Annotated in this window: 16 protein-coding genes; 11 read left to right on the forward strand and 5 right to left on the reverse strand. The window is 64.9% G+C overall.

The features are described 5' to 3' along the window. The gene (locus JAO73_RS11775; protein ID WP_233169156.1) at positions 1 to 3,120 is read right to left on the reverse strand and encodes an amidohydrolase family protein; all 3,120 of its coding nucleotides are present in this window, start codon (positions 3,118 to 3,120) and stop codon (positions 1 to 3) included. Between the two features lie 178 nt (positions 3,121 to 3,298). Between JAO73_RS11775 and JAO73_RS11780 the strand changes: the two genes are divergently transcribed. Next, positions 3,299 to 3,508 (forward strand): hypervirulence associated TUDOR domain-containing protein, encoded by a 210-nt coding sequence (locus JAO73_RS11780; protein WP_198977231.1) that lies wholly within the window; start codon positions 3,299 to 3,301, stop codon positions 3,506 to 3,508. Positions 3,509 to 3,574: 66 nt separating this feature from the next. Beyond that, positions 3,575 to 4,870, forward strand: coding sequence for a DUF418 domain-containing protein (locus tag JAO73_RS11785; protein ID WP_198977232.1), 1,296 nt, complete (start codon positions 3,575 to 3,577; stop codon positions 4,868 to 4,870). An 83-nt stretch (positions 4,871 to 4,953) separates the two neighbouring features. Here the strand turns inward: JAO73_RS11785 and JAO73_RS11790 are convergent, their stop codons facing one another. Together JAO73_RS11790 and JAO73_RS11795 are read right to left on the reverse strand one after the other, a co-directional pair. Then, positions 4,954 to 5,460 (reverse strand): hypothetical protein, encoded by a 507-nt coding sequence (locus JAO73_RS11790; RefSeq protein ID WP_198977233.1) that lies wholly within the window; start codon positions 5,458 to 5,460, stop codon positions 4,954 to 4,956. Between the two features lie 165 nt (positions 5,461 to 5,625). Next, positions 5,626 to 7,206: an amino acid permease gene (locus JAO73_RS11795; protein WP_198977234.1), complete on the reverse strand. Its 1,581-nt coding sequence runs from the start codon at positions 7,204 to 7,206 to the stop codon at positions 5,626 to 5,628. A gap of 252 nt (positions 7,207 to 7,458) precedes the next feature. Here JAO73_RS11795 and JAO73_RS11800 point away from each other — a divergent pair, with 252 nt between their 5' ends. The 5 genes from JAO73_RS11800 to sbcD all read left to right on the forward strand — a co-directional run bounded on the left by JAO73_RS11800 (position 7,459) and on the right by sbcD (position 11,973). Continuing rightward, positions 7,459 to 7,854 carry a DUF4890 domain-containing protein gene (locus JAO73_RS11800; RefSeq protein ID WP_198977235.1) on the forward strand — a complete coding sequence of 132 codons (396 nt, stop codon included), beginning with the start codon at positions 7,459 to 7,461 and terminating at the stop codon, positions 7,852 to 7,854. A 172-nt stretch (positions 7,855 to 8,026) separates the two neighbouring features. Further along, on the forward strand, positions 8,027 to 8,461 hold the full coding sequence (locus tag JAO73_RS11805; protein WP_198977236.1) for a DUF4890 domain-containing protein: 435 nt from the start codon (positions 8,027 to 8,029) through the stop codon (positions 8,459 to 8,461). A 155-nt stretch (positions 8,462 to 8,616) separates the two neighbouring features. Beyond that, positions 8,617 to 9,996, forward strand: coding sequence for an MBL fold metallo-hydrolase (locus tag JAO73_RS11810; protein WP_233169157.1), 1,380 nt, complete (start codon positions 8,617 to 8,619; stop codon positions 9,994 to 9,996). A gap of 22 nt (positions 9,997 to 10,018) precedes the next feature. Beyond that, entirely contained in the window at positions 10,019 to 10,609 is a 591-nt protein-coding gene (locus tag JAO73_RS11815; protein ID WP_233169158.1) for a GNAT family N-acetyltransferase, read from the forward strand. A gap of 107 nt (positions 10,610 to 10,716) precedes the next feature. After that, complete coding sequence (gene sbcD / locus JAO73_RS11820) at positions 10,717 to 11,973, forward strand: exonuclease subunit SbcD (protein WP_198977237.1); 1,257 nt, start codon at positions 10,717 to 10,719, stop codon at positions 11,971 to 11,973. Here sbcD and JAO73_RS11825 read toward each other — a convergent pair whose 3' ends face one another. Then, positions 11,974 to 12,900: an alpha/beta fold hydrolase gene (locus tag JAO73_RS11825; protein WP_198977238.1), complete on the reverse strand. Its 927-nt coding sequence runs from the start codon at positions 12,898 to 12,900 to the stop codon at positions 11,974 to 11,976. A gap of 183 nt (positions 12,901 to 13,083) precedes the next feature. On the opposite strand from JAO73_RS11825, the gene JAO73_RS11830 reads away from it, so the two are divergent. Then, the gene (locus JAO73_RS11830; protein ID WP_198977239.1) at positions 13,084 to 16,827 is read left to right on the forward strand and encodes an AAA family ATPase; all 3,744 of its coding nucleotides are present in this window, start codon (positions 13,084 to 13,086) and stop codon (positions 16,825 to 16,827) included. Here JAO73_RS11830 and JAO73_RS11835 read toward each other — a convergent pair. Continuing rightward, positions 16,824 to 17,063, reverse strand: a complete 240-nt coding sequence (locus JAO73_RS11835; protein ID WP_190924200.1) for an HNH endonuclease — start codon at positions 17,061 to 17,063, stop codon at positions 16,824 to 16,826. The genes JAO73_RS11830 and JAO73_RS11835 overlap by 4 nt on opposite strands. A 261-nt stretch (positions 17,064 to 17,324) precedes the next feature. Between JAO73_RS11835 and JAO73_RS11840 the strand changes: the two genes are divergently transcribed. The 3 genes from JAO73_RS11840 to JAO73_RS11850 all read left to right on the forward strand — a co-directional run bounded on the left by JAO73_RS11840 (position 17,325) and on the right by JAO73_RS11850 (position 20,674). Next, positions 17,325 to 17,774 carry a hypothetical protein gene (locus JAO73_RS11840; RefSeq protein ID WP_198977240.1) on the forward strand — a complete coding sequence of 150 codons (450 nt, stop codon included), beginning with the start codon at positions 17,325 to 17,327 and terminating at the stop codon, positions 17,772 to 17,774. A gap of 135 nt (positions 17,775 to 17,909) precedes the next feature. Then, positions 17,910 to 18,221: a thioredoxin gene (trxA, locus tag JAO73_RS11845; protein ID WP_190924196.1), complete on the forward strand. Its 312-nt coding sequence runs from the start codon at positions 17,910 to 17,912 to the stop codon at positions 18,219 to 18,221. Between the two features lie 137 nt (positions 18,222 to 18,358). Then, complete coding sequence (locus tag JAO73_RS11850) at positions 18,359 to 20,674, forward strand: TonB-dependent receptor (RefSeq protein WP_233169160.1); 2,316 nt, start codon at positions 18,359 to 18,361, stop codon at positions 20,672 to 20,674. Positions 20,675 to 20,712 lie beyond the last annotated feature (38 nt).

Consider the following 20,712-nt stretch of genomic DNA (forward strand, 5'->3'; position numbering starts at 1 on the left):
TTATTTAGCTAGTTCTTTTTCTTCGCCCATCGTGTCGCAGTGCCACAGGCCTTGGGCTTTGTCGGAGGCCGCTTGGGTGGGAGCGCCTCCTTGCTTGGCGGCCAGCATGGCTTGCACCAGCCGCTGCCGCTCTTTCTGCATGTCGGCGCGCAGGGCGGCGTCGGCCGCCAGGCTGAACATTTCGCGTCCGTCGACGAAGGTGTACTCCGGGTGGGCGTAGATGCTGAGCGGATTGTCGGACCACAGCACCACGTCGGCGTCCTTGCCTTCCTTGATGGAGCCCATCCGGGCGTCGAGGTGCAGCATTTTGGCCGGGTTGATGGTGACCAAGCGCAGGGCTTCTTCCTCGGTGAGGCCGCCGTATTTCACCGTTTTGGCGGCTTCCTGGTTGAGGCGGCGGCTCATCTCGGCGTCATCGGAGTTGATGGCCACGTTCAGACCGGCCCGCGTCATGATGGCGGCGTTGTACGGGATGGCGTCCTTCACCTCGTTCTTGTACGCCCACCAGTCCGAAAACGTGCTGGCGTTGGCGCCGTGGGCCTTCATTTTGTCGGCCACCTTGTAACCCTCCAGAATGTGCGTGAAGGTGTTCACCTTGAAGCCCAGGCGGTCGGCCACGTTCAGCAGCATGTTGATTTCGCTTTGCACGTAGCTGTGGCAGGTGATGAAGCGCTGGCGGTTCAGGATTTCGACCAGCGCCTCCAGCTCCAGGTCGCGGCGCGGCGCTTCGCCCTTCTTCTGCTTGCTCTTGCCGAGCTTGTTCCAGGCCTTCCACTCCTGCTCGTATTCCTTGGCCCGGGTGAAAGCATCCACGAACACCTGCTCGGTGCCCATGCGGGTTTGCGGGAAGCGCAGCACGTTCAGCTCGCCCCAATTGCTTTGCTTCACGTTTTCGCCCAGGGCAAACTTGATGAAGCCCGGCGCCTCCCCGATTTTCATGTCTTCGGGCGTGGCGCCCCAGCGCATTTTCACCAGCGCCGACTGCCCGCCGATGGGGTTGGCCGAGCCGTGCAGCAGCTGCGCGGCCACCACCCCGCCGGCCAGGTCGCGGTAGATGCCCACGTCCTCGTTGTCCACCACGTCGCCGATGCGCACCTCGCTGGTCACGGCTTGGGTGCCCTCGTTCACCCCGCCCGAAATGGCCAGGTGCGAGTGCTCGTCGATGATGCCCGGCGCCAAATGCTTGCCCGTGCCGTCGATGCTGCGGCCGCCTTTGGGCAGGCTCAGGTTTTTGCCAATCTTCGTGATTTTGCCGTTTTCCAGCAGTACGTCGGTGTTTTCCAGCTTGCCGGCGGCTTCGCTGGTCCACACCGTGGCGTTCTTGATGAGCGTGGGCAGTTGGCTGGGCGCGGCCGCGCGGCCGTAGGCGGCAAAGGGGAAAATGACGGTGCCGAGCACCGGCGGCGGCGTCACTTTGGCCGAGTCGCGCTTGGCGGCGCGGGTGGCTTCTTCCAGCCGGGCGGCCCGCCACTTCACCGGGGTGCCATCGGCCAGCAGGCCATCGCCCTGAAACACGCGCCCTTCTTGCGTGTAGTAGCCGCTCAGGCGCACCGAACCGGTGGCCGTTGCCGGCTGGTTGTCGGCAGCTTTTTCGGTCTTGCCCTTCTCCGCTTTCCCTTTTGCCTTGTCTTTGGGGCCGAACACCACTGTGGCCAGGTCGCTGGTTACGGTGAGGGTGCCGCGCAGGGTGTCGCCGGCCGTGGGCACGATTTTCAGCTCCGGCGCTTCGGGCTTGCCCTGAATCAGGAAGCGGCCCTCGGGCTGGCTCACGATGTTGAGGCTGTACACGCCGCGGTAGTCGGCGGGCACGGTGCTGAGTTGGTACCGCTCGCCCTGCACCCAGTTGTCGAGCAGCACGTTGTCGTCGGCCAGCAAATGTGCCGAGCACACAATGAAGTTGGCTTCCATGCCCGGCTTGAGGGCGCCGATGCGGTCCTGGGCGCGCAGCAGGCGCGCGGGGGTTTCGGTCAGGGCCTGCAGGGCGGCGGTTTCGCTCAGGCCGTACTGGGCCGCTTTGCGCAGGTTGGGCAGGAATTTCTTTTTGTCCTTGAGGTCGGCCGTGGTGAGCACGAAGGGCACGCCGGCCTGGCTGAGGCGGGCGGCGTTGGCGGGCGCCAGCTCCCAGTGCTTCAGGTCTTCGAGCGGAATGCGCAGGGCGTCGTACACGTCGGCCACGTCGTAGGCATCCGGGAAGTTGAGGGGCAGCACGAAGGCCGCGCCCGTCTTTTTCAAGTCGTCGAGGCGCTGGTATTCATCGCCCCGCCCCTTGATGATGTACTGCTGGCCGGCCTCGTCGCCCAGCTTGTCGGCCCGCAGCGCCGAAAGCTTGTCGCTCACCTGGAAAATGGCCGGCAGGGCCTTTTGCTGGCTCAGCGCCTGCAGCGACAGGTTGCGCTCGCGGCCGGGGCTGCGCTGGTTCCACTGGGCGTCGAGGTAGGTTTGGCGCAACAGCGCGATGCTGCCCATGAGCGAGCCCGGGTAGTCCTGGGTGCTGCTGCCCTTGTCGAAGGAGAGGCCCGACGCCGCCCGTTCCAACAGCATCACCTCCTGCTCGCGCCGATTGGTGTTCAAACTCACCAGCGCCGCCGTGCCGCGCATGATGCCGTCGGCCTGCTGCGTGAGCACCGCCCCGAAGCCCAGCGCCCGGTAGGCCGTGGCCTGGTCGTTGTTGATTTTGAACTGCTCGGCGGCGTTTACTTCCGGGTGAATGGCCTGGTTCCAGCTGTAGGCCCCGGTTTTCTGGCTGTCGAACTGCGGGCCAGTGCCGCGCCGCCCCTGGCGCTCGGGAGCTTTGGTTTCGGGCACGCCGTAGCTGGTAAACACGTCCACCAGGCCGGGGTAAATGAACTTGCCGCGCACGTCCTGCACCACGGCCCCGGCCGGGATTTTCACCGCGCCGGCCGGGCCGGCGGCCACCACTTTCCCGTCCCGAATCAGCAGCGTGGCGTCGCTGATTTTGGTTTTATAATCGGTAAAAAGCGTGGCGTGGGTAAAGGCGAATACTCCCGGGCGCTGGTCGTACACGCCGTTGCGCGGGAAGGTGCCGGGCTGGGCCGCGGCCGCGGTGCCCAGCATGGCCAGCACCGCCACCAGCGGCAGCGGTTGGTAAGAGTTTTTCATGCAGCTGGAAAAAGGGATTTGAGAAAATCACTGGAATTACCCGGCATCATTCCCAATATTTCATCAAATGTAGGCCTTCATTTCACGCGCTGGCAACGGTCCGGCCCAAATGAAAGTAAGAATAGTTTTAAAGGGCATCCCCAATCCTTACTTTCACACTCCCACTTTTCTATTAGGCATGCGCAAAGGCACCAAAGTCACCTGGAAATACGGCACCGGTTCGGCTACGGGCAAGATAGAATCTGTGCACAAAGAGCCCATCAGCCGCACCATCAAGGGCTCGGAAATTCACCGCAACGGCTCGGCCGACGACCCGGCCCTGGTCATCGTGCAGGAAAACGGCGACCGGGTGCTCAAGCTCAAAAGCGAGGTGAAAGCCGCTAACTGAGTAAAGCAGGCGGCGCACATTATATAATATTATAACTATATTTCAGGCGCACCACCTCCTGCGCCCATGACCTCTCCTGCCCCATTGCCGGCCGCGCCGCTGGCCGAAACCGACCGCGCCGAGCTCCTGGACGCCCTGCGCGGCTTCGCGCTCTGCGGCGTGTGCCTGGCCAATCTTTTCACGGGCTTCGCGGCCTGGAACGAGCCCGGCGGGCCGCCCGCCGCCCAGCTGCCCACCGCCGCCACCGACCCAGCCGCTGCTTTCCTCATCCGCGCACTGGTCGACGGCAAGTTCTATTCCTTGTTTTCGCTGCTGTTTGGCGTGGGCTTCGCCGTGCAGCTGCACAGCGCCACCGCCCGGGGCGACGCGCAGCTGCTGACGTACCGGCGGCGCCTGTGGGTGCTGCTGGGCATCGGGCTGGTGCACCTGCTGTTCGTCTGGCCCGGCGACATTCTGGCGTTCTACGCGCTGGTGGGGCTGCTGCTGGTGCGGCTGCGCCACCTGCCCGACCGGGCCATTGGCCGCTGGGCCGCGGGCCTGCTGCTGCTGCCGGTGCCGCTGTGGGCGGTGTTCTGGCTGGGCGGCGGCTGGCAAGCGCCGGTGCCCCTCACGCCAGCGGCGCCGTTCTACGCCGTGGCCCAGGTCCTCGACCGGCCGCTGCACATCACCTCCTTCTACCAAGTGGTGGCCAACTCCGACTGGGGCTTTTTTTGGAAGGCCATGCGGTCGGGCTTCTTCTACCGGGCCGGCGACTTGCTCTTCCAGTGGCGCATTTGCAAGGTGCTGGCCATGTTTCTGCTGGGGCTGTGGGTGGGCCGGCACCAGGTGTTCCGGCAGCTCGACGCCTACCGGCCCCTGCTGCGGCGTGTGGCCCTGGGCGGGTTGGCCCTGGGCCTGGCCGCCAGCCTGCTCAACGCCTACCTCAACCACGGCCGCGAATACAACCTGGGGCAGGCGCCCGGTCTCTGGTTTGCCGTGCTGTATGCGCTGGGCGTGGGGCCGTTGGCGCTGGGCTATGCCGCCACGTTTGCGCTGGCCTGGCGACGGCCGGGTGCCCGGCAGGTATTGCACCAGCTGGCCCCGTTGGGCCGCATGGCCCTGACCTGCTACCTCAGCCAAAGCCTTATTGGCAGCTTTCTCTTCTACGGCTTGGGCTTGGGCTGGGCCGGCAAAGTGGGCCCCACGCTGCTGTGGCTTTTGGCGGCGGGCATTGTGGGCAGCCAGCTATTGTTCTGCCGCTGGTGGCTGCAGCGCTACCAGTTTGGGCCCGCCGAGTGGCTCTGGCGCAGCCTTAGCTACCGGCAGCCACAGCCGTTGCGCCGCACGGCCACGCTGGCCGCGGCCGCCCAGATTGGTTTGTGAGTCTCAACGAGGTGGGCGCGGAAGCACCCGGGATAAGCAAGGAGATACTCGCGACCTGAGCAGTGCAGCCTTTGTCCGATTTGCTAGCGCTGCAAAATGGCCCCGCGACCATCGAATTCGTAGCCGTCGGCCACCACAGGCACGCCGTTGAGCACGAAGCGGCGCCGCGTGTTGTAGCCGCAGCTGCAGCAGCCACTTCCCGATTCGGTTTTCAACTCAATGTTGCTCAGGTCGAAGGTGCGACTGGCATTGGGCAACACAAACCGGAAATTGTAGCCTTCCGGGAAGGTGCTTTGATTGGCCGGCGATGCTATCGACCACGGCAACGTGCCCAAACTGGTAAAGCCTTGGTAGAAGTCGGCCCCGCCGCGTTTTTGGCGCACCGTATCCAGCGGCGTGGTGAAGCCGGGCGCCGCGTACAGCACCACGTACGCACCGTTGATTTCGGCCTTGCGAAAGCCACCCCGGAGGCTGTCGCGGTCAAAAACCACCACAATGTCGCTCGGCAGCGGAGTGCACGGGGCGCATACATAGTCCTCGCATTTGCTCCCGCAGCCGCTCAGGGTTGCCCAGGCGGTCAACAGTGCCATGACGCTGAAACAGCCAAGGCGGAACGGTGAATATCTCATTGGGGCAGTAGCTGGAAACAATGTGGGCTTGACCGCCGGAAGGGCCAAGCGGTTGCCCAAGGTCCATAAAAAATCCCCGCCGGTGAGCACCGGCAGGGATTTTCAGGAAGAAGTCCGACTAGCGATTTAGAGGTTGTTTGCGTCGGGCTTGATGAAAGCCTCTTCCTCCATTTCGGTGGGCACCACCACCACGCCTTTCTGCAGCATGGAGTTGCGCTTGCCGTAGAGGAAATACACGATGAAACCCAGCAGCATCCAACCCACGGCTACTTTCAGCGTGAATGAATCGAGGCCGACGATGAGCAGCGTGCACACCAGCGCGCCCATCACGGGCACCAGCGGGAAGCCGGGCGACGAGAGCGGCGCGCGGAAAGGCCGCGGCTGGTTGGGGTCGGAACGGCGCATAATCCACACGCCGATGCTCACCAGCACGAAGGCCAGCAGCGTGCCAAACGAGGTGAGGTCGCCGGCCAGCGAGCCGGGCACGAAGGCCGCAAACAAGCCCACAAACACCATCAGCATCAGGTTCGACTTGTAGGGAGTGTTGAACTTGGGGTGCAGCTCCGAAAACGCCTTGGGCATCAGGCCGTCTTTGGCCATGGAGAAGAACACGCGGCTCTGGCCCATGAGCATCACCAGGATAACCGAGGTGAAACCGAGCAGAATGCCCACCGTGACGCCCGTGGCCAGCCAGCCGTAGCCGGGCATGTGCGCCCGGATGGCGTAGGCCACCGAGGCTTCGCCGCCCAGGGCCGGATCGGCAAACTCGCGCCAGCTGGCCACGCCCGTCAGCACGTGGCCGAACAGGATGTACAGCACCGTGCAAATGGCCAACGAGCCCAGAATGCCAATGGGCATGTCGCGCTTGGGGTTGCGCGCTTCCTGCGCCGCCGTGCTCACGGCATCGAAGCCGATGAAGGCAAAGAACACAATGCCCGCGCCGCCGATGATGCCGCCCAGGCCGTGCTTAAAGAAACCTTCGTAGGTGCGCACCGTTTCGCCGGCCGCGTTTTTCACCACGGCATCGGCCGGAATGAGGTAGGGGGTGTGGTTGGCCGAGTTGATGAACTGCCAGCCCACGGCGATGAACACCACCACGATGAGCACCTTCAGCACCACGATGATGGCGTTGAACAGCGCCGACTCCTGCGTGCCTTTCACCAGCAGCAGGCTGAGCATCACGATGATGAACAGCGCCGGCAGGTTGACGATGCCGTGCTGCTCCACGTTGTTGATGACGGCGTGCTCGAAGGGCGAGTGGCTTAAACTATACGGTATACTGGTGTGGAAGACCTCCAGGAGCTTGTTGAGGTATTCGCTCCAGGCAATGCTGACGGTGGCCGCGCCCAGGGCGTATTCCATCACGAGGGCCCAGCCGATGACCCAGGCCACGAACTCGCCCATGGTGGTGTAGGCGTAGGTGTAGGCCGAGCCGGCAATCGGAATCATGGCCGCAAACTCGGCGTAGCACAGGCCTGCGAACACGCAGCCAAACGCTGCCAGAATGAAAGCCAGCGTGACGCCCGGCCCGGAAGCCTGCGCGGCAGCCGCGGCGGTGCGCACAAACAGGCCCGCCCCGATGATGGCGCCCACGCCCAGGGCCACGAGGTTGCCGGCGCCCAGCGTGCGCTGCAGGGTGCCGTGTCCGGAAGCATTGGCCTCGCCCAGAAGCACGGACAGGGGTTTTTTGGCGAAAATACTTGCCATGTGTTAGGTGTAAAGGAGGAAGAAGTGTGAAATAAAGGGTTCGGTAAGCGGGATGGTCCGACGCCATTTGCCCGGGTTTGACTCCCAAAAACAGCGGCGGGCCCGAAATATAGGCAGCAAATTGGCTCCGAATGGGAGCTGTCCGCTGGGGCCATCGACGCGGCCGGGCTTCCGCCGTTGCCCGGCCGCGCTTAAACCCACCGGGCGCCGCGGCATCCAACGCCCGTGTTTCACCCCTCATCACTCCCGTTTATGAAAAGAATCCTTGTGTTGCTCGCCCTTTCGCTCGCCGCCGCCGGCGCGGCTTCGGCCCAGGCCGGCATGGCCGCCGCGCAGGCCACGCCCGAGCAGCAGGCTCAGCGCCGCACCCAGTACCTCGCCAAAGAGCTCGGCCTCACCGCCGACCAGCAGGCCAAGCTGCAGCCCATCTTGCTGGCCCAGCGCCAGGACATGCTGGCCATGCGCGAAAAGGTGCAAACCGGCGGCCGCCAGCGCGGCATGGGCCAGGAGCTGAAAGCCGCCCAGGCCAAATACACCGAGCAGATTAAAGCCGTGCTCACGCCCGAGCAGTTTGCCAAATTCGACCAGATGAAAGACGAGGCCCGCGACAAGATGCGCGAGCGCCGGGCCAGCGGCCAGGGCCGGTAGGTAGGACGGTAAGCGCCCCGGTTTTGGTCTGGAAAAAGCGCCTGCTTATCGATACAAGCCGGCGCTATTAACCAAGGTCCGGCACTTGGCATACTGCTTGCAAATACCTTGGCAAGCAAATAAACCCCGCTTCCCCTCTCCCTTATTTCCTTCTCCCCTTCTGTTAAAAATCATGAAAAAGACCCTGATGTTGCTTGTTGCTCTGGCCTTTGCCACCGCCGGCACCAGCTTTGCCCAAACCGCTCCCGCCGCTGCCACCAAGGTGAAAATGCACCACGGCAAAGGCGGCCACCAAGACCCCGCTAAAAAAGCTGACCATAAAGCCGCCAAAATGGCCAAAGAGCTTGGCCTCAGCGCCGACCAGGAAGCCAAAGTGGAGCAGCTGATGCTGGCCCGCCAGCAGGAAACCGCAGCCCTCAAAGCCAAGTACGCCGCCGACAAAACCGCCGGCCGCGCCGAGATGAAGGCCTCGCACGAGAAATTCACCGCGCAGCTCAAAGGCATCCTCACGCCGGAGCAATACGCCAAGTTTGACAAGCTGAAGGACGAGCACCGCGGCCACGGCAAAGGCCCGGGCGGCAAAACCAAAGTAAAAGCCAAAGCCTAACCCGCTTCGCTCTCAGCCACTTCAAAAAGCCTCGGCCCCACCGGCCGGGGCTTTTTTGTGCGCAAAATTCAACCTGAACCAAACCCTGCATTCGGGCGGTTGCTTATATTTGGCCTAACCACCTGGCCCGGATAGGGCCCTATTCCTCCACCCCCATGCCTCCCCTCCCCAGTAGCACGGCCTCGGCCGTGCAAATTCAGCAGTTTTATGACAAGGGCCTGGCCCACGCCAGCTACGCCGTGCGTTGCGGCCGTCAGGTTGCCGTCATCGACCCGGGCCGCGACCCCCAGCCCTATTACGATTTTGCCGACGAGCACGAGGCCGACATCGTGGCCGTGATTGAGACGCACCCGCACGCCGATTTCGTGTCGTCGCACCTGGAAATAGCCCAGGAAACCGAGGCCACCATCTACTGCAGCAAGTTGGTGGGCGCCAAGTACCCCCACAAAGCCTTCGACGACGGCGACCGCCTCAAGCTGGGCAGCGTGGAGCTGCACGCCATCAACACCCCCGGCCACTCCCCCGACAGCATCAGCATCCTGCTCATGGACGAGCTGGCCCAGAGCCGCGCCGTGTTTACGGGCGACACCTTATTCGTGGGCGACGTGGGCCGGCCCGACCTGCGCGAGGACGAGGCCATTGGCGGCCACAAGCGCGAAGAGCTGGCCGCCGAGCTTTACCGCAGCACCCGCAACAAGCTCATGACCCTGCCCGGCAGCACCCGCGTGTACCCGGCGCACGGCCCCGGCAGCCTCTGCGGCAAAACCACCAGCCCCGACCTCGACTCCACCATTGCCAAGGAGCTGAAAACCAACTACGCCCTGCAGCCCATGTCGCAGGACGAGTTCATCAAGGTGCTGCTCGAAGACCAGCCCTTCGTGCCCAAGTACTTCGGGCACGACGTGAAGCTGAACAAAGCCGGGGCCCCCAGCTTCGAAGACAGCATCCGGGCCGTGCCGCACCCAAGCGGCAACGCCCCGCTAGAGCCCGGCGTGCTCGTCATCGACACGCGCCCGGCGGCCAAGTTCCGCGCCGGCCACTTGCCCGGCGCCATCAACCTGCAGGACGGCGGCAAGTTTGAAACCTGGCTGGGCTCGGTGGTGGGACCCGGCGAGAAGTTCTACTTGCTGGCCGACACCAAAATAGCCCTGGACACGGTGGTGCGCAAAACCGCCAAAATCGGCTACGAGGCCAACATTAAAGGCGCCTTGCTGGCCCCGCTGGCCCTGCCCGAAACCTCGCCCGCCGTGGACGTGGAAGCCGTGCGCCAACACCCCGAAGTCTTTACCATCGTCGACATTCGCAACCGCGCCGAGGCCAACGTGCCGGTGTTCGACAACGCCCTGCTCATCCCGCTGCCCGAGTTGCGCGAGCGTGCCCACGAAATTCCCACCGACAAGCCGGTGCTCATTCACTGCGCCGGCGGCTACCGCTCGGCGGCCGGGGCCAGCATCGTGCACCAAGCCCTGCCCGGCGTGGAAGTGCTGGATTTGGGCGAAGCCATTACAGAGTTTCAGAAGCAGGCCGTGCACTAAAAATTTCTGTGCGATGAATGGATTGCCGCTACTCTCATTCCCGGACAGTAGCGGCAATCTTGTTTCTATCCCGGCCGCACCGACCACTTGCCTGGCGGCATACCACGGTGCGGCGCCCAGTTCCTCCAACGCCATGCAGCATAGCCGAGTACAGCTGAGAAAAGCGCAAGTAGCCGACCTAGAGTCTTTCTTCCAATTTCAGCTCGATGAAGAAGGCCTTTATCTGGCGGCGTTTACGCCCAAGGTCCCTTCCGACCGAGCGGCTTACTTCGAGAAATACACCAGGCACCTCAACGACCCCAGCATCAACACGCAGGCCATTTTGGTTGACGGCTGCCTTGTCGGCAGCATTGCCAAATTTGAGATTGCCGGGGATGCCGAAATCACCTACTGGCTGGATAGAAGCCATTGGGGGCAAGGAGTTGCGACGGCTGCCCTCACCGCCTTTCTCGCCCTTGAAAAAGCCCGGCCTATTTTCGGACGGGTCGCTTTCGACAACGTGGGCTCGCAGAGAGTGTTGGAAAAGTGCGGCTTTGTGAAAATCGGCACCAACAAAGGCTTTGCCAATGCGCGCCAAGCGGAAATTGAAGAGTCTATTTACCAATTGAGGTAGGCATTGCGGCAGAACATCTGCCGGCGCGTTTTTCTGAAGCTCACCTGCGCCCTGCCGCGGCAAGTGCATTCCTTCGGCTTGGGTATCTTTGAGATTATCTCTACCCTATGCGCGTCCTCCACACCGCCGATTGGCATCTTGGCCAGCACTTCCTCACGGGCCAGGAACGCACCACCGAGCAGCAGGCCTTCCTCGACTGGCTCCTGCTGACCGTGCAGGAGCAGGGCATTGATACCCTGGTAATTGCCGGCGACATTTTCGACACCCAAACGCCGTCGTACACGGCGCAGGAGCTGTATTATACCTTTCTGGTGAAGATGCAGGCCACCTGCTGCCGCGACATCGTGGTGGTGGGCGGCAACCACGACTCGCCCACCATGCTCAACGCCTCGCGGCAGCTGCTGCGGCGGTTGCGCATCCACGTGGTGGGCGGCGTGCCCACCGACCCCACCGAGCAAATCCTGCACCTGAACGCGGCCGATGGCCGCCCCGGGCTGGTGGTGTGCGCGGTGCCGTTTCTGCGCGACCGCGACATTCGGCTGGCCGTGGCCGGCGAAACGCTGGACGACCGCCAAATCCGTATTCGCCAGAGCATTGCCGACCACTACGCCGCCCTGGCCACCCATGAGCTGGTGCTCCGGCTGCGGGAACAAGACGTGCCGGTGCTGGCCACCGGCCACCTCTACGCAGCCGGCGGCGAAGCCCGCGAAGGCGCTGAGCGCGACGTGCACATCGGCGGGCTGGGCCTCATTGGCGCCGAGCATTTTCCGGCCGCGTTCGACTACGTGGCCCTGGGGCACCTGCACCGCCCCCAGGTGGTGGGCGGCCGGGCGCACATTCGCTACTCGGGCTCGCCGGTGCCCCTGTCCTTCACCGAGGCCGACGACAAGCAGCAGGTGCTGCTGCTGGAATTCAGAGGCGCCGGCGCCCCGACGATTACCAGCGTCCCGGTGCCGGTGACGCGCCGTTTGCAGCGCTTCCATGGCACCCTGGAAGAAGTAGAGGCCGATATTCTGGCGTTCGACAACTCGGCCTTCCAACTGGTGGCCTGGGCCGACGTGCTAGTGCGCTCCGACGAGACGCCCGCCGAGGTGCAGCGCCGGGTGCAGGCCGTGCTGCAGCTGCAAAAGCAGCAGGTGGTGGCCCCGCGCGGCGTGCGCCACCAGCGCGCCACCGAAGCCCCCGACCTGGCCGAAACCGCCATTCCGCTGGCCCTGCTGCACGAACTGACCGTGGACGAAGTATTTGGCCGGCGCGTGGCGGGTCTGCCGCCGGAACGGGCGGCGGCCCTCACCGCCACCTTTGGTGAACTGCGCCAGCTGCTGGCCGAAGCCGACCCGCTGGCCTGGGGCGGCCAGGAGTAATTAGTTGGTAACCGCTGACCTTCTGGCCAACAGCCAGATGCCGCCCAGCACCAGCGCCGCCACGCCTGCCGCCACCGCGACTGGAGCAGCTCGCGTGGTTTCTGTCCGACGTGCCGGCTGGGCAAATTCGGCCTCCTGAAATGATTCTCCGGCGGTAGCAGCCAGAATCAGGCGAACGGTTTCGGCGGGCTGGTCCCACTGCGGAAAATGGCCGCAGCGGTCGAACCAATACAGGCGGGCATCCGGGAATTTTTCCAGGGCGCGCTTGGCCTGGCCGGGCAGGCACACCTTGTCCTGCCGGCCCCAGCCGATGACCAGCGGGCTGCTGATGGTGCCCCGCGGCGCCCCCTGCTGCACTTCGCCGTAGGCCAGGTTCGAGAGCAATTCATCGAACGACGGCGAATGCGCGAAGCTGCGCATCTCGTCGAGTGCCGCGTAGGCCGGAATGGCCCACGGCCGGGCCGAGAACTGCGCAAACAGCAGCGAGCGGGTGACGGCGTTTCCGGTCAGGAAAGGCATCGCGGGCTGCAGGGCACGCACGAGCTTAGTCGAAATCGAGACGCTGTGGTAGAAAACCGGAATTTCCCAGCCCTGCCAGAAGCCGCCGGGGTCGAGCGACACCACCGCGCCTAGCACGCCGCCCCGCCGGGCCAGCTCCAGCACCAGCCGGGCGCCCATGGAACTGCCCACGGCGTCGATGCCCAGCAGGTGTTGCTCGCGCAGGAAATCCGTCACGGCATCGGCCAGGGTGCCGATGGTGACCGGACCGGCCAGCGGCGGCGTGTTGCCAAAGCCGGGCAGGTCGACGGCAATTACCTCGCGCCGAGTGGCCAGGTCTTCCAGAATGGTTTGCCAGGAGCGCCAGCTGCCGCCAATGCCGTGTAGCAGCAGGAGCGGCTTGCCCGCCCCGCGTCGAATAAAGTTCATAGGTGCCGGCGTGTGTAGGTGAAGCGACGCTTGGCTGAACGGCGGCGTGGCCGCCAGGGTTATTGGCCAACGCGCCGCACTCCTGCGCTGGCGGGGAACCGAAACCAGCCGCAGCGCTTTTCCAGGGTGATTTCCGGCCGGGGCTGCCGTACCTTCGGGAAGTATTTTTGGGAGAAGTATCGAATGAAAATTATCAGCGTCCGTTTCGCTAACCTCAACTCGCTGCCCGGTCCGTTTCTGATTCGCTTCGACGAGACGCCCCTGGCCGATACGGGGCTGTTTGCCATCACGGGGCCCACGGGGGCCGGCAAAAGCACCCTGCTGGATGCCATTTCCGTCGGCCTCTATGGCCGGGTGCCGCGCCACGACCGGCAGGTGGGCGAAATGGTGAGCCGCCACGCCAAGGACGCTTTTTCGGAAGTGGAATTTGAAGTGCACGAAACCGACGCCGACACCGGCCAGGTGGAGCGGGTGCGGTACCGTTCGCGCTGGGAAGTGAAGCGTAAAGTGCGCGGCGAAGACAAAGGCAGCCTGAATGCCGACGCCATGACGCTGGTGCTCAGCCCCTCCAACGTGGCCGTCATCAGCGGCAAGGAGGCCGTGCCCCGGCGGGTGAGCGAGCTGTCGGGCCTCGACTTTGGGCAGTTTGAGCAGTCGGTGCTGCTGAGCCAGGGCAAGTTTGCGCGCTTTCTGCACGCCCCGGAAAAGGAGCGCAGCGCCTTGCTCGAAAAGATGACCAACGTGGGCATTTACTCGCGGCTCAGCGTGGCGGCCTTTGAGAAAGCCAAAGAAGAGGAACTGAAAACCAAGTTGCTGCGCGCCAAGCTGGACGCCACGCGCCTGCTGACCGAGGAAGAGCGCGCCGAGCTGGAGCGGCAGCTTGACGTGCTGAACGAGGAAGCCGAGCAACACCACGAGGAAGCGCAGGAACTGAACGTGTGCCTTACCTGGCGCACCATTCTGGACCAGCTCGACAAGCAGCTCGCCGAAACCGCCCGCGAGGCCGAGCGCCTGCGCCGCGACGACGACACCCTGCAGCCGGAATTTGCCCGGCTCGACGGCCACCTCCGCGCCGCCGCCGTCGACAAGCCCTTGGAGCTGGCCGAAGCAGCCGAAAAAGAGGTAGCCACCGATGAGAAGCAGCTCCGCGAGCTGGAAGAGGCCCTCCCCCGCCTGACGCAGGCTGCCGAAACGGCGGCCACCGCTTACGCCACCGCCACGGCGGCCCACGCCCAGGCGCAGGCCGAGGAAGACCGCCTGCGCCCGCTGCTCAGCCAGGCGCAGCAGCAGGACGCGGCCATTGCGGCCGCCCGGCACCAGCTGCAGCTGCAGCGCGATGCCCACGCGCAAGGCCAGCGGGAGCACCAGAAAAACGCCGAGGACCTGGACCTGGAGGCCCGGGAAATTGCCGCCCTGCAAAGCCAGAACAACACGCTGGACCGCTGGCTCATCGAACACAGCGCCGAGGTAGACCTCAAAAACCAGGTGCTGGCGCTGGACCGCGAAATCATCGACCTGCTGGGCGCGCAAAAAGAAATGGCAGCCCGCGACGCGCGCCGCGCCGAGCTGCGCAACAACCTGGAGCAAACGGCGGCCGACCTGCGCCAGCAGCAAGCCCTCGAAGCCGACGCCAAAGTCCGCAAACAAGCCATTGAGGACGAAGGCAAGCCCTGCCGAACCGAGCGCGACGCCCTGCTGCTGGGCACCACCGCCGCTGCCCTGGCCCAGCGCGCCGACGACCTGACCGCCCGCCATCAGGCGCTGCAGCAGCTGCTTCCGAAAGCCGAAGCCGCCCACGAGCACCACACCCGCGCCGAAACGCTGGCCGCGCAGATTGCACAGGAAGCGCCGGCCCTGGCCGCGGCCGAAACCACCGCGCGCCACCTCGAAACTCGCCGGGCCGACGGCCAAAACCTCCTCGAAAGCTACCGCCGCGAGCTGCGCACCCAGCAGGCCTTGGCCGACCTCAACCAGCACCGCCAGCACTTGCTGCCGGGCCAGCCCTGCCCGCTGTGCGGCGCGCTGGAACACGCTTTCACCGCCGATTTTGCCGCCGAAGCCGACGAGCAGGAGCAGCGCGTGGCGCAGCAGCAGCTGGCCCTGACCAAGCTCGATGAAGAGCTGCGCCAAGCCACCACCGCCCTCGCCCGCCGCCAAACCGAGCAGCAACAGCGCCAGCAGCGGCAAGCCGAAGCTCTGGCCGCTGCCGACCTGGCCCGCCAGCAGGCCGCCGCGCTGGCCGCCGCCCTCGCGCCCGCCCCGCCCGCGCCCACCGACCCTGCCGCCGTGCGCGCCCTGCTGGAAACCACTACCCGCGAACAAGCCGCCGCCGGGGCCGCCCGCCGCCGGGTGGCCGAGCTGGACGAGCAGTTGGCTAAGCTGCGCGAGCAGTACCTGAAAGAAGGCGAGGCCGCCTCGGCGGCCCAGCGCGAAATTCCCCGCTTGCTGGAACGGCAGCAAACCACCAAGGCGGACCTCGCCAAGTTGGCCGAGGAAATGCTGCACTGGCAGGAACAGGCCGGCATTTTTGAAAGCACCATTCGGGACTTTCTGGCGCCGCACCGGCTGGCACTGCCCGCCCGGCCGCCCTACGACGGCGTGCTGGCCACGCTCCGAGAGCGCGCCGACCACTACGAGGCCCAGGTGGCCGCGCTGAACGAACTTGGCAAAATGCTGCTGGAGAAAACCAGCCAGCACAAAGCCCGCGCCGAGGCCCTGGCCCAGCAGGCCACCCAGCTTGCCGCCGCCGGTGCCGCCCTGCAAACCGAGCAGCAGGCCATCGACCAGCAGCAAGCGGCCCGCCTGGCCCACTACGCCGGCCCCAACCCCGCGGCCGAAGCCGAACGGCTTCGCCAAGCCACCCAGCGCCTGGCCGAGGCCGCCCAGCGCGCCCAAACGCAGCTGGCCGACCAGCAGAAGACGCTGGAAATTCAGCAAAACCGGCAGGGCGACTTGCGCGCGCAGCTGGCCACGCACCGCGCCACCCACAGCCAGCGCCAAACGGAGCTGGCAGCGGCCCTCGCGGCCGCCGGCATTGCCACAGCCGCCGAGGCCCGCGCCCTGCTCCTGCCCCCGGCCGAAGCCGAACGCCTGCACCAACGCCGCCAAGACCACCTCACGGCCACGGCCGCCACGGCCCGCCGCCTCGCCGACCTCACCGCCGAGCAGCAGCGCCACGCGGAGGTGGGCCTCACGCCCCTCACCGCTGCCGAGCTCACCGCCCAGCTCAACGCCCTCTCCGCCGCCGGCGACACGCTGCAGCAAAAGCTGGGCGCCGTTGGCAACCAGCTGAAGCAGGACGACGATGCCCGCCAGCTGCAGGCCGACGGCCTGCGCGAGCTGGAGCTGCGCCAGAAGGAAGAGCAGCGCTGGCAGGACCTGAGCGAACAAATTGGCTCGGCGCGGGGCGACAAGTTCAGCCAGTTTGCGCAGGGGCTCACGCTCACGCATTTGGCCCGGCTGGCCAACCTGCGCCTGCGCCAGCTCACGGGCCGCTACACCATTTTCAAAACGCCGCACCGCAACCTGGAGCTGCAAATCATCGACCACGACCAGGCCGACACCGTGCGCCCCATGGCCTCGCTTTCGGGCGGCGAAAGCTTCCTGGTGAGCCTAGCCCTGGCGCTAGGCCTGAGCGAGCTGGCCGGCCACAAGGCCCGCATCGAGTCGCTGTTCATCGACGAAGGCTTCGGCACGCTCGACCCCGACTCCCTCAACACGGCCCTGGATGCCTTGGAGCGCCTGCAGCACTCGGGCAAGATGATTGGCATCATCTCCCACGTGTCCGACTTAAAGGACCGGATTGGCACCCAGATTCGGGTGCGGCCCGGCGCCGGCGGCAACAGCACGGTGCACCTGGTGGGCGTGATGGGCCACGAAACCAGTTGCGCCGTGCCCGCGCAGCGCCCCGAGCCCGTGGCCGGCTAGCGCCGGGCCCGCCGGTTGGTGATGCGCTCCACCCGCTGGCGCTTTATCCAGCGCAGGTAGGTTTGCAGGCCCTCGGCGGCGCGCAGGGCTTCCACCGTGGGGTACAGCCGCGCCAGCTCGCGGTTGGTGAGGAAGCGGTGCACGCTGCTGTGGCAGGGCTGGCACAGGTCGATGGTGGGGCCGTAGCGGCCGCCTTCTTCGCGCGGCACCAAATGGTGGCGCGACGTGGACTGCACCTCGCGCTCGCAAAGGCCACACCGGGTGGCCGCGTCAGCTGAATGGGGTAAGGGAGGCCCCTCACCGGGCCGCAAGCGCCGTCTCGCCATGCGTCGAAATCAGGAAATCGAAAGCCTACAATGGATTATCTATGCAACGGCCCCGGTGCGGCGCAAGTTGCTATTCTGCTGGGTACCCGCTAACTTGGCCTGCAATGAGCGTACTTGCTTCAATTAAGCAACACATACTTTTTGCCCCTCACCTCTTTTCGCTACTCCTATATGACAACATCTGTACCCGCATTATCCTCCGCCGCCCGGGCCTCGTTTGGGGGCCGGGCACTGGCCGCGCTGGTGGCCTTGCTGCTGGGCGCCGCGCCCGCGGCGCGCGCCCAAACCTGGATGGTGAGCACCACGGCCCACATCAAGCTCGGCATTCTGGACAAATACGGCCAATTGGGCCCCTACACGGCCACTTTTGTGGTGCACAGCGAAAAAACCGGCAAGGACTACTTCCTGGTGAAACAGCTGGCCAACAACCAGACCGGCGTGGATGTGCTGTTTCCGACCGACCCCTCCGACCCCGACTATTTCAAGACCGAAGGCGGCGAGGCGGCCGTGGCCGCCCCCGGCCGCTACACCTGGGAGTGCCGCGTGAAGGGCGTGAAAGCCGTGGGTGGCCGCTTCGTGTTTCCCGAAGTCGGCAACGACGTGACGGTCATCAACAAGTAGGGCGCCGCCCAGGAACCCCTCGAATTTTACCGAAAGCCTGGCCGCGTGCCAGGCTTTTTTCGTTATAACCACTTGCTCGTGCGGCGGTGGTTTCCGGGCCGCGTGGGTTTTCTGGCTGACTTCATTCCTACCCTTATGCCCCGCAAATCCTTCCCCGAACTCATCAACAGCCCTGGTATGCCGGTGCTGGTCGATTTTTACGCCACTTGGTGCGGGCCCTGCAAAACGATGGCGCCCATCCTGGAGCAAGTGGCGGCCCAGCACGGCGGCAAGCTGCGCGTCATCAAAATCGACGTGGACCGCAACCCCGCCGTGGCCCAGCAATACCGCGTGCAGAGCATTCCCACGCTAATTCTGTTCCACCAGGGGCAGCCGGTGTGGCGCCAGGCGGGCGTGGTGCCGGCCGCCCAGATTGGGCAGGCCTTGCAGCCTTTCGTGGGCAAATAGCGCCTCTTGGGCCCCCGCGGCCCTTCGGACAAACTATCTACCACCGGCTGGCGTTGGGGGGAGCGTTATCTTTGCGATTCCCTGCTGCCAACTGTATGATTTTTAGCTCTTCCGTACGTTATCTGGTTCTTGTTTTATTGTTGATTGGATGGGGAGCGCAGCGGGCCGTGGCGCAGGATGCCAGCCGCTTCACGCTGAGCGGCACCGTGCGCGGCGCCCGCGGCGAGGCCTTGCCGGGCGCCAGCGTGGCCGTGCCCCAGCTGAGCACCGGCACCGCCGCCGATTCACTGGGCCGCTTCACCCTAACGCTGCCGGGGGGCCGGCACCAGTTGGTGGTGGCTTCTATTGGCTACCAGCAAATTACCCGCGACCTGAACCTGACCCACAACCAGCGCCTCAGCTTTGTGCTGGAGGAGAGCGGCAACGAGCTGGGCGAAGTGGTGGTGCAGGGCGCCGTGACGCTGGAAGAGAAGCTCAAAACCACCCAAATGGGCGTGGAGCACCTCAGCGTGCGCGAGGCCAAGCTGCTGCCCGCGCTGTTTGGCGAGGTCGACATCCTCAAGACCCTGCAGCTCAAGCCCGGCGTGCAGAGCGGCGGCGAGGGCACCAGCGGCCTGTTTGTGCGCGGCGGCTCGGCCGACCAGAACCTGGTGCTGCTCGACAATGCGTTGGTGTACAACCCCAACCACTTGTTCGGCCTGTTTTCGGTGTTCAATTCCGACGCGGTGCAGAGCGTGGACCTGTACAAGTCGGGCTTTCCGGCGCAGTTTGGCGGGCGCCTGTCGTCGGTGGTGGATGTGAAGCTGCGCGAGGGCGACCGGCAGCACTACGTGGCCACGGGCGGCATCGGGCTGATTTCGTCGCGCCTCACCTACGAGGGGCCCATCAACAAGGGCAAGGGCTCGTTCATCGTGAGCGGCCGCCGCACCTACTTCGACATCTTCACGCGGGCCCTCAACAAGGCCAACGAGGGCAAGGAGGACTACAGCCCCATCCCCGACTACTACTTCTACGACATGAACGCCAAGGCAAACTACACACTGGGCGACAAGGACCAGGTGTTTTTCACCGGTTACCTAGGGCGCGACGTGTTCGGGTTCAGCAGCACGGGCGGCTTCAATTTCAATTTTAACTGGGGCAATACCATCGGCACGCTGCGCTGGAACCACGTGTTTTCGCCGCGGCTGTTTGTGAACACGTCGGTGGCCGTGTCGGACTACCAGTACAGCCTCACCAACCGGCTCGACCAGTTTTCCTTTGGCCTGGGCTCCAACATCCGGGACTACACGGCCCGCACCGATGTGGAGTACACGCCCACCGACAAGCACCTCTTCAAGGCCGGGGCGCTGTTCACGCAGCACCGCTTCGGCGTGGGCCGCCTCGACGCCAACTCCGGCGACGGACGCGTCAACTTCGGCTCCGACGTGAACTACTACGGCGCCGAGGGCGCCCTCTACGCCTCCGACAATTACAAAGCCAGCGACAAGCTGCAGCTCGAAGGCGGCCTGCGCCTCACCGGCTTCCGCAGCGGCTCTGACCAATACGGCGGCATCGAGCCCCGCGCCGCGGCCCGCTACGCCCTCAACGACCGCACCTCGTTCAAGGCCAACTACGCCCTGATGTACCAGTACGTGCACCTGGTCACGAACTCGGGCGCCACCCTGCCCACCGACATCTGGTACCCCTCGCGCCTGAGCGTGAAGCCGCAACGCTCGCAGCAGGTGAGCACCGGCGCCAGCTTCCTGCTGGGCGATGGCAAGTACTTGCTCACCAACGAAGTGTACTACAAGTGGGGCCAGAACCAGGTCGACTTTAAAGACGGTGCGCAGCTGTTCGTGAACCCCGAGCTGGACGCGGAATTCATTTTTGGCAAGAGTTGGGCCTACGGCAATGAGATTTACCTGGAAAAGAAAACCGGCCGCACCACCGGCTGGATAGGCTACACCCTGGCCTGGAGCTGGCGCAATTTCCAGCCCCAGCGCGGCACCACCGGCATCAACAACGGCGAGGACTTCCACCCCGGCTACGACCGCCGCCACAACCTGACGGTGGTGGTGTTGCACCAGCTCAACGCCCGCATCAACCTCACGGCCAGCTTTGTGTATACTTCCGGCAACCTGACCACGCTGCCCCTGGGCCGCTTTGGCGTGCAGGACATTCCGGGTTCCAGCGTGGGCATCGACCCGCGGCCGGTGCCCATCTACCCCAACCGCAACTCCTACCAGCTCATCCCCTACCACCGCTTGGACCTGGGGGTGGTCTACAAAATCGGCGCCCGCCTCAACCAGGACCTTACCCTGAGCATCTACAACGCCTACAATCGCCGCAATGCCTACTTCGTATTCTTCGAAACCGTGCGCGACAAGGCCAGCGGCCGCACCACGGGCTTCGCCGCCAAGCAGGTATCGTTGTTTCCCGTCATCCCGTCGCTGACGTACAATTTCCGGTTTTAGCGCATTCTGCCGTCATTTCTCGGCGGCGCTCACCTCGA

The organism is Hymenobacter miniatus (assembly GCF_016427455.1).
Lineage (GTDB): Bacteria > Bacteroidota > Bacteroidia > Cytophagales > Hymenobacteraceae > Hymenobacter > Hymenobacter armeniacus.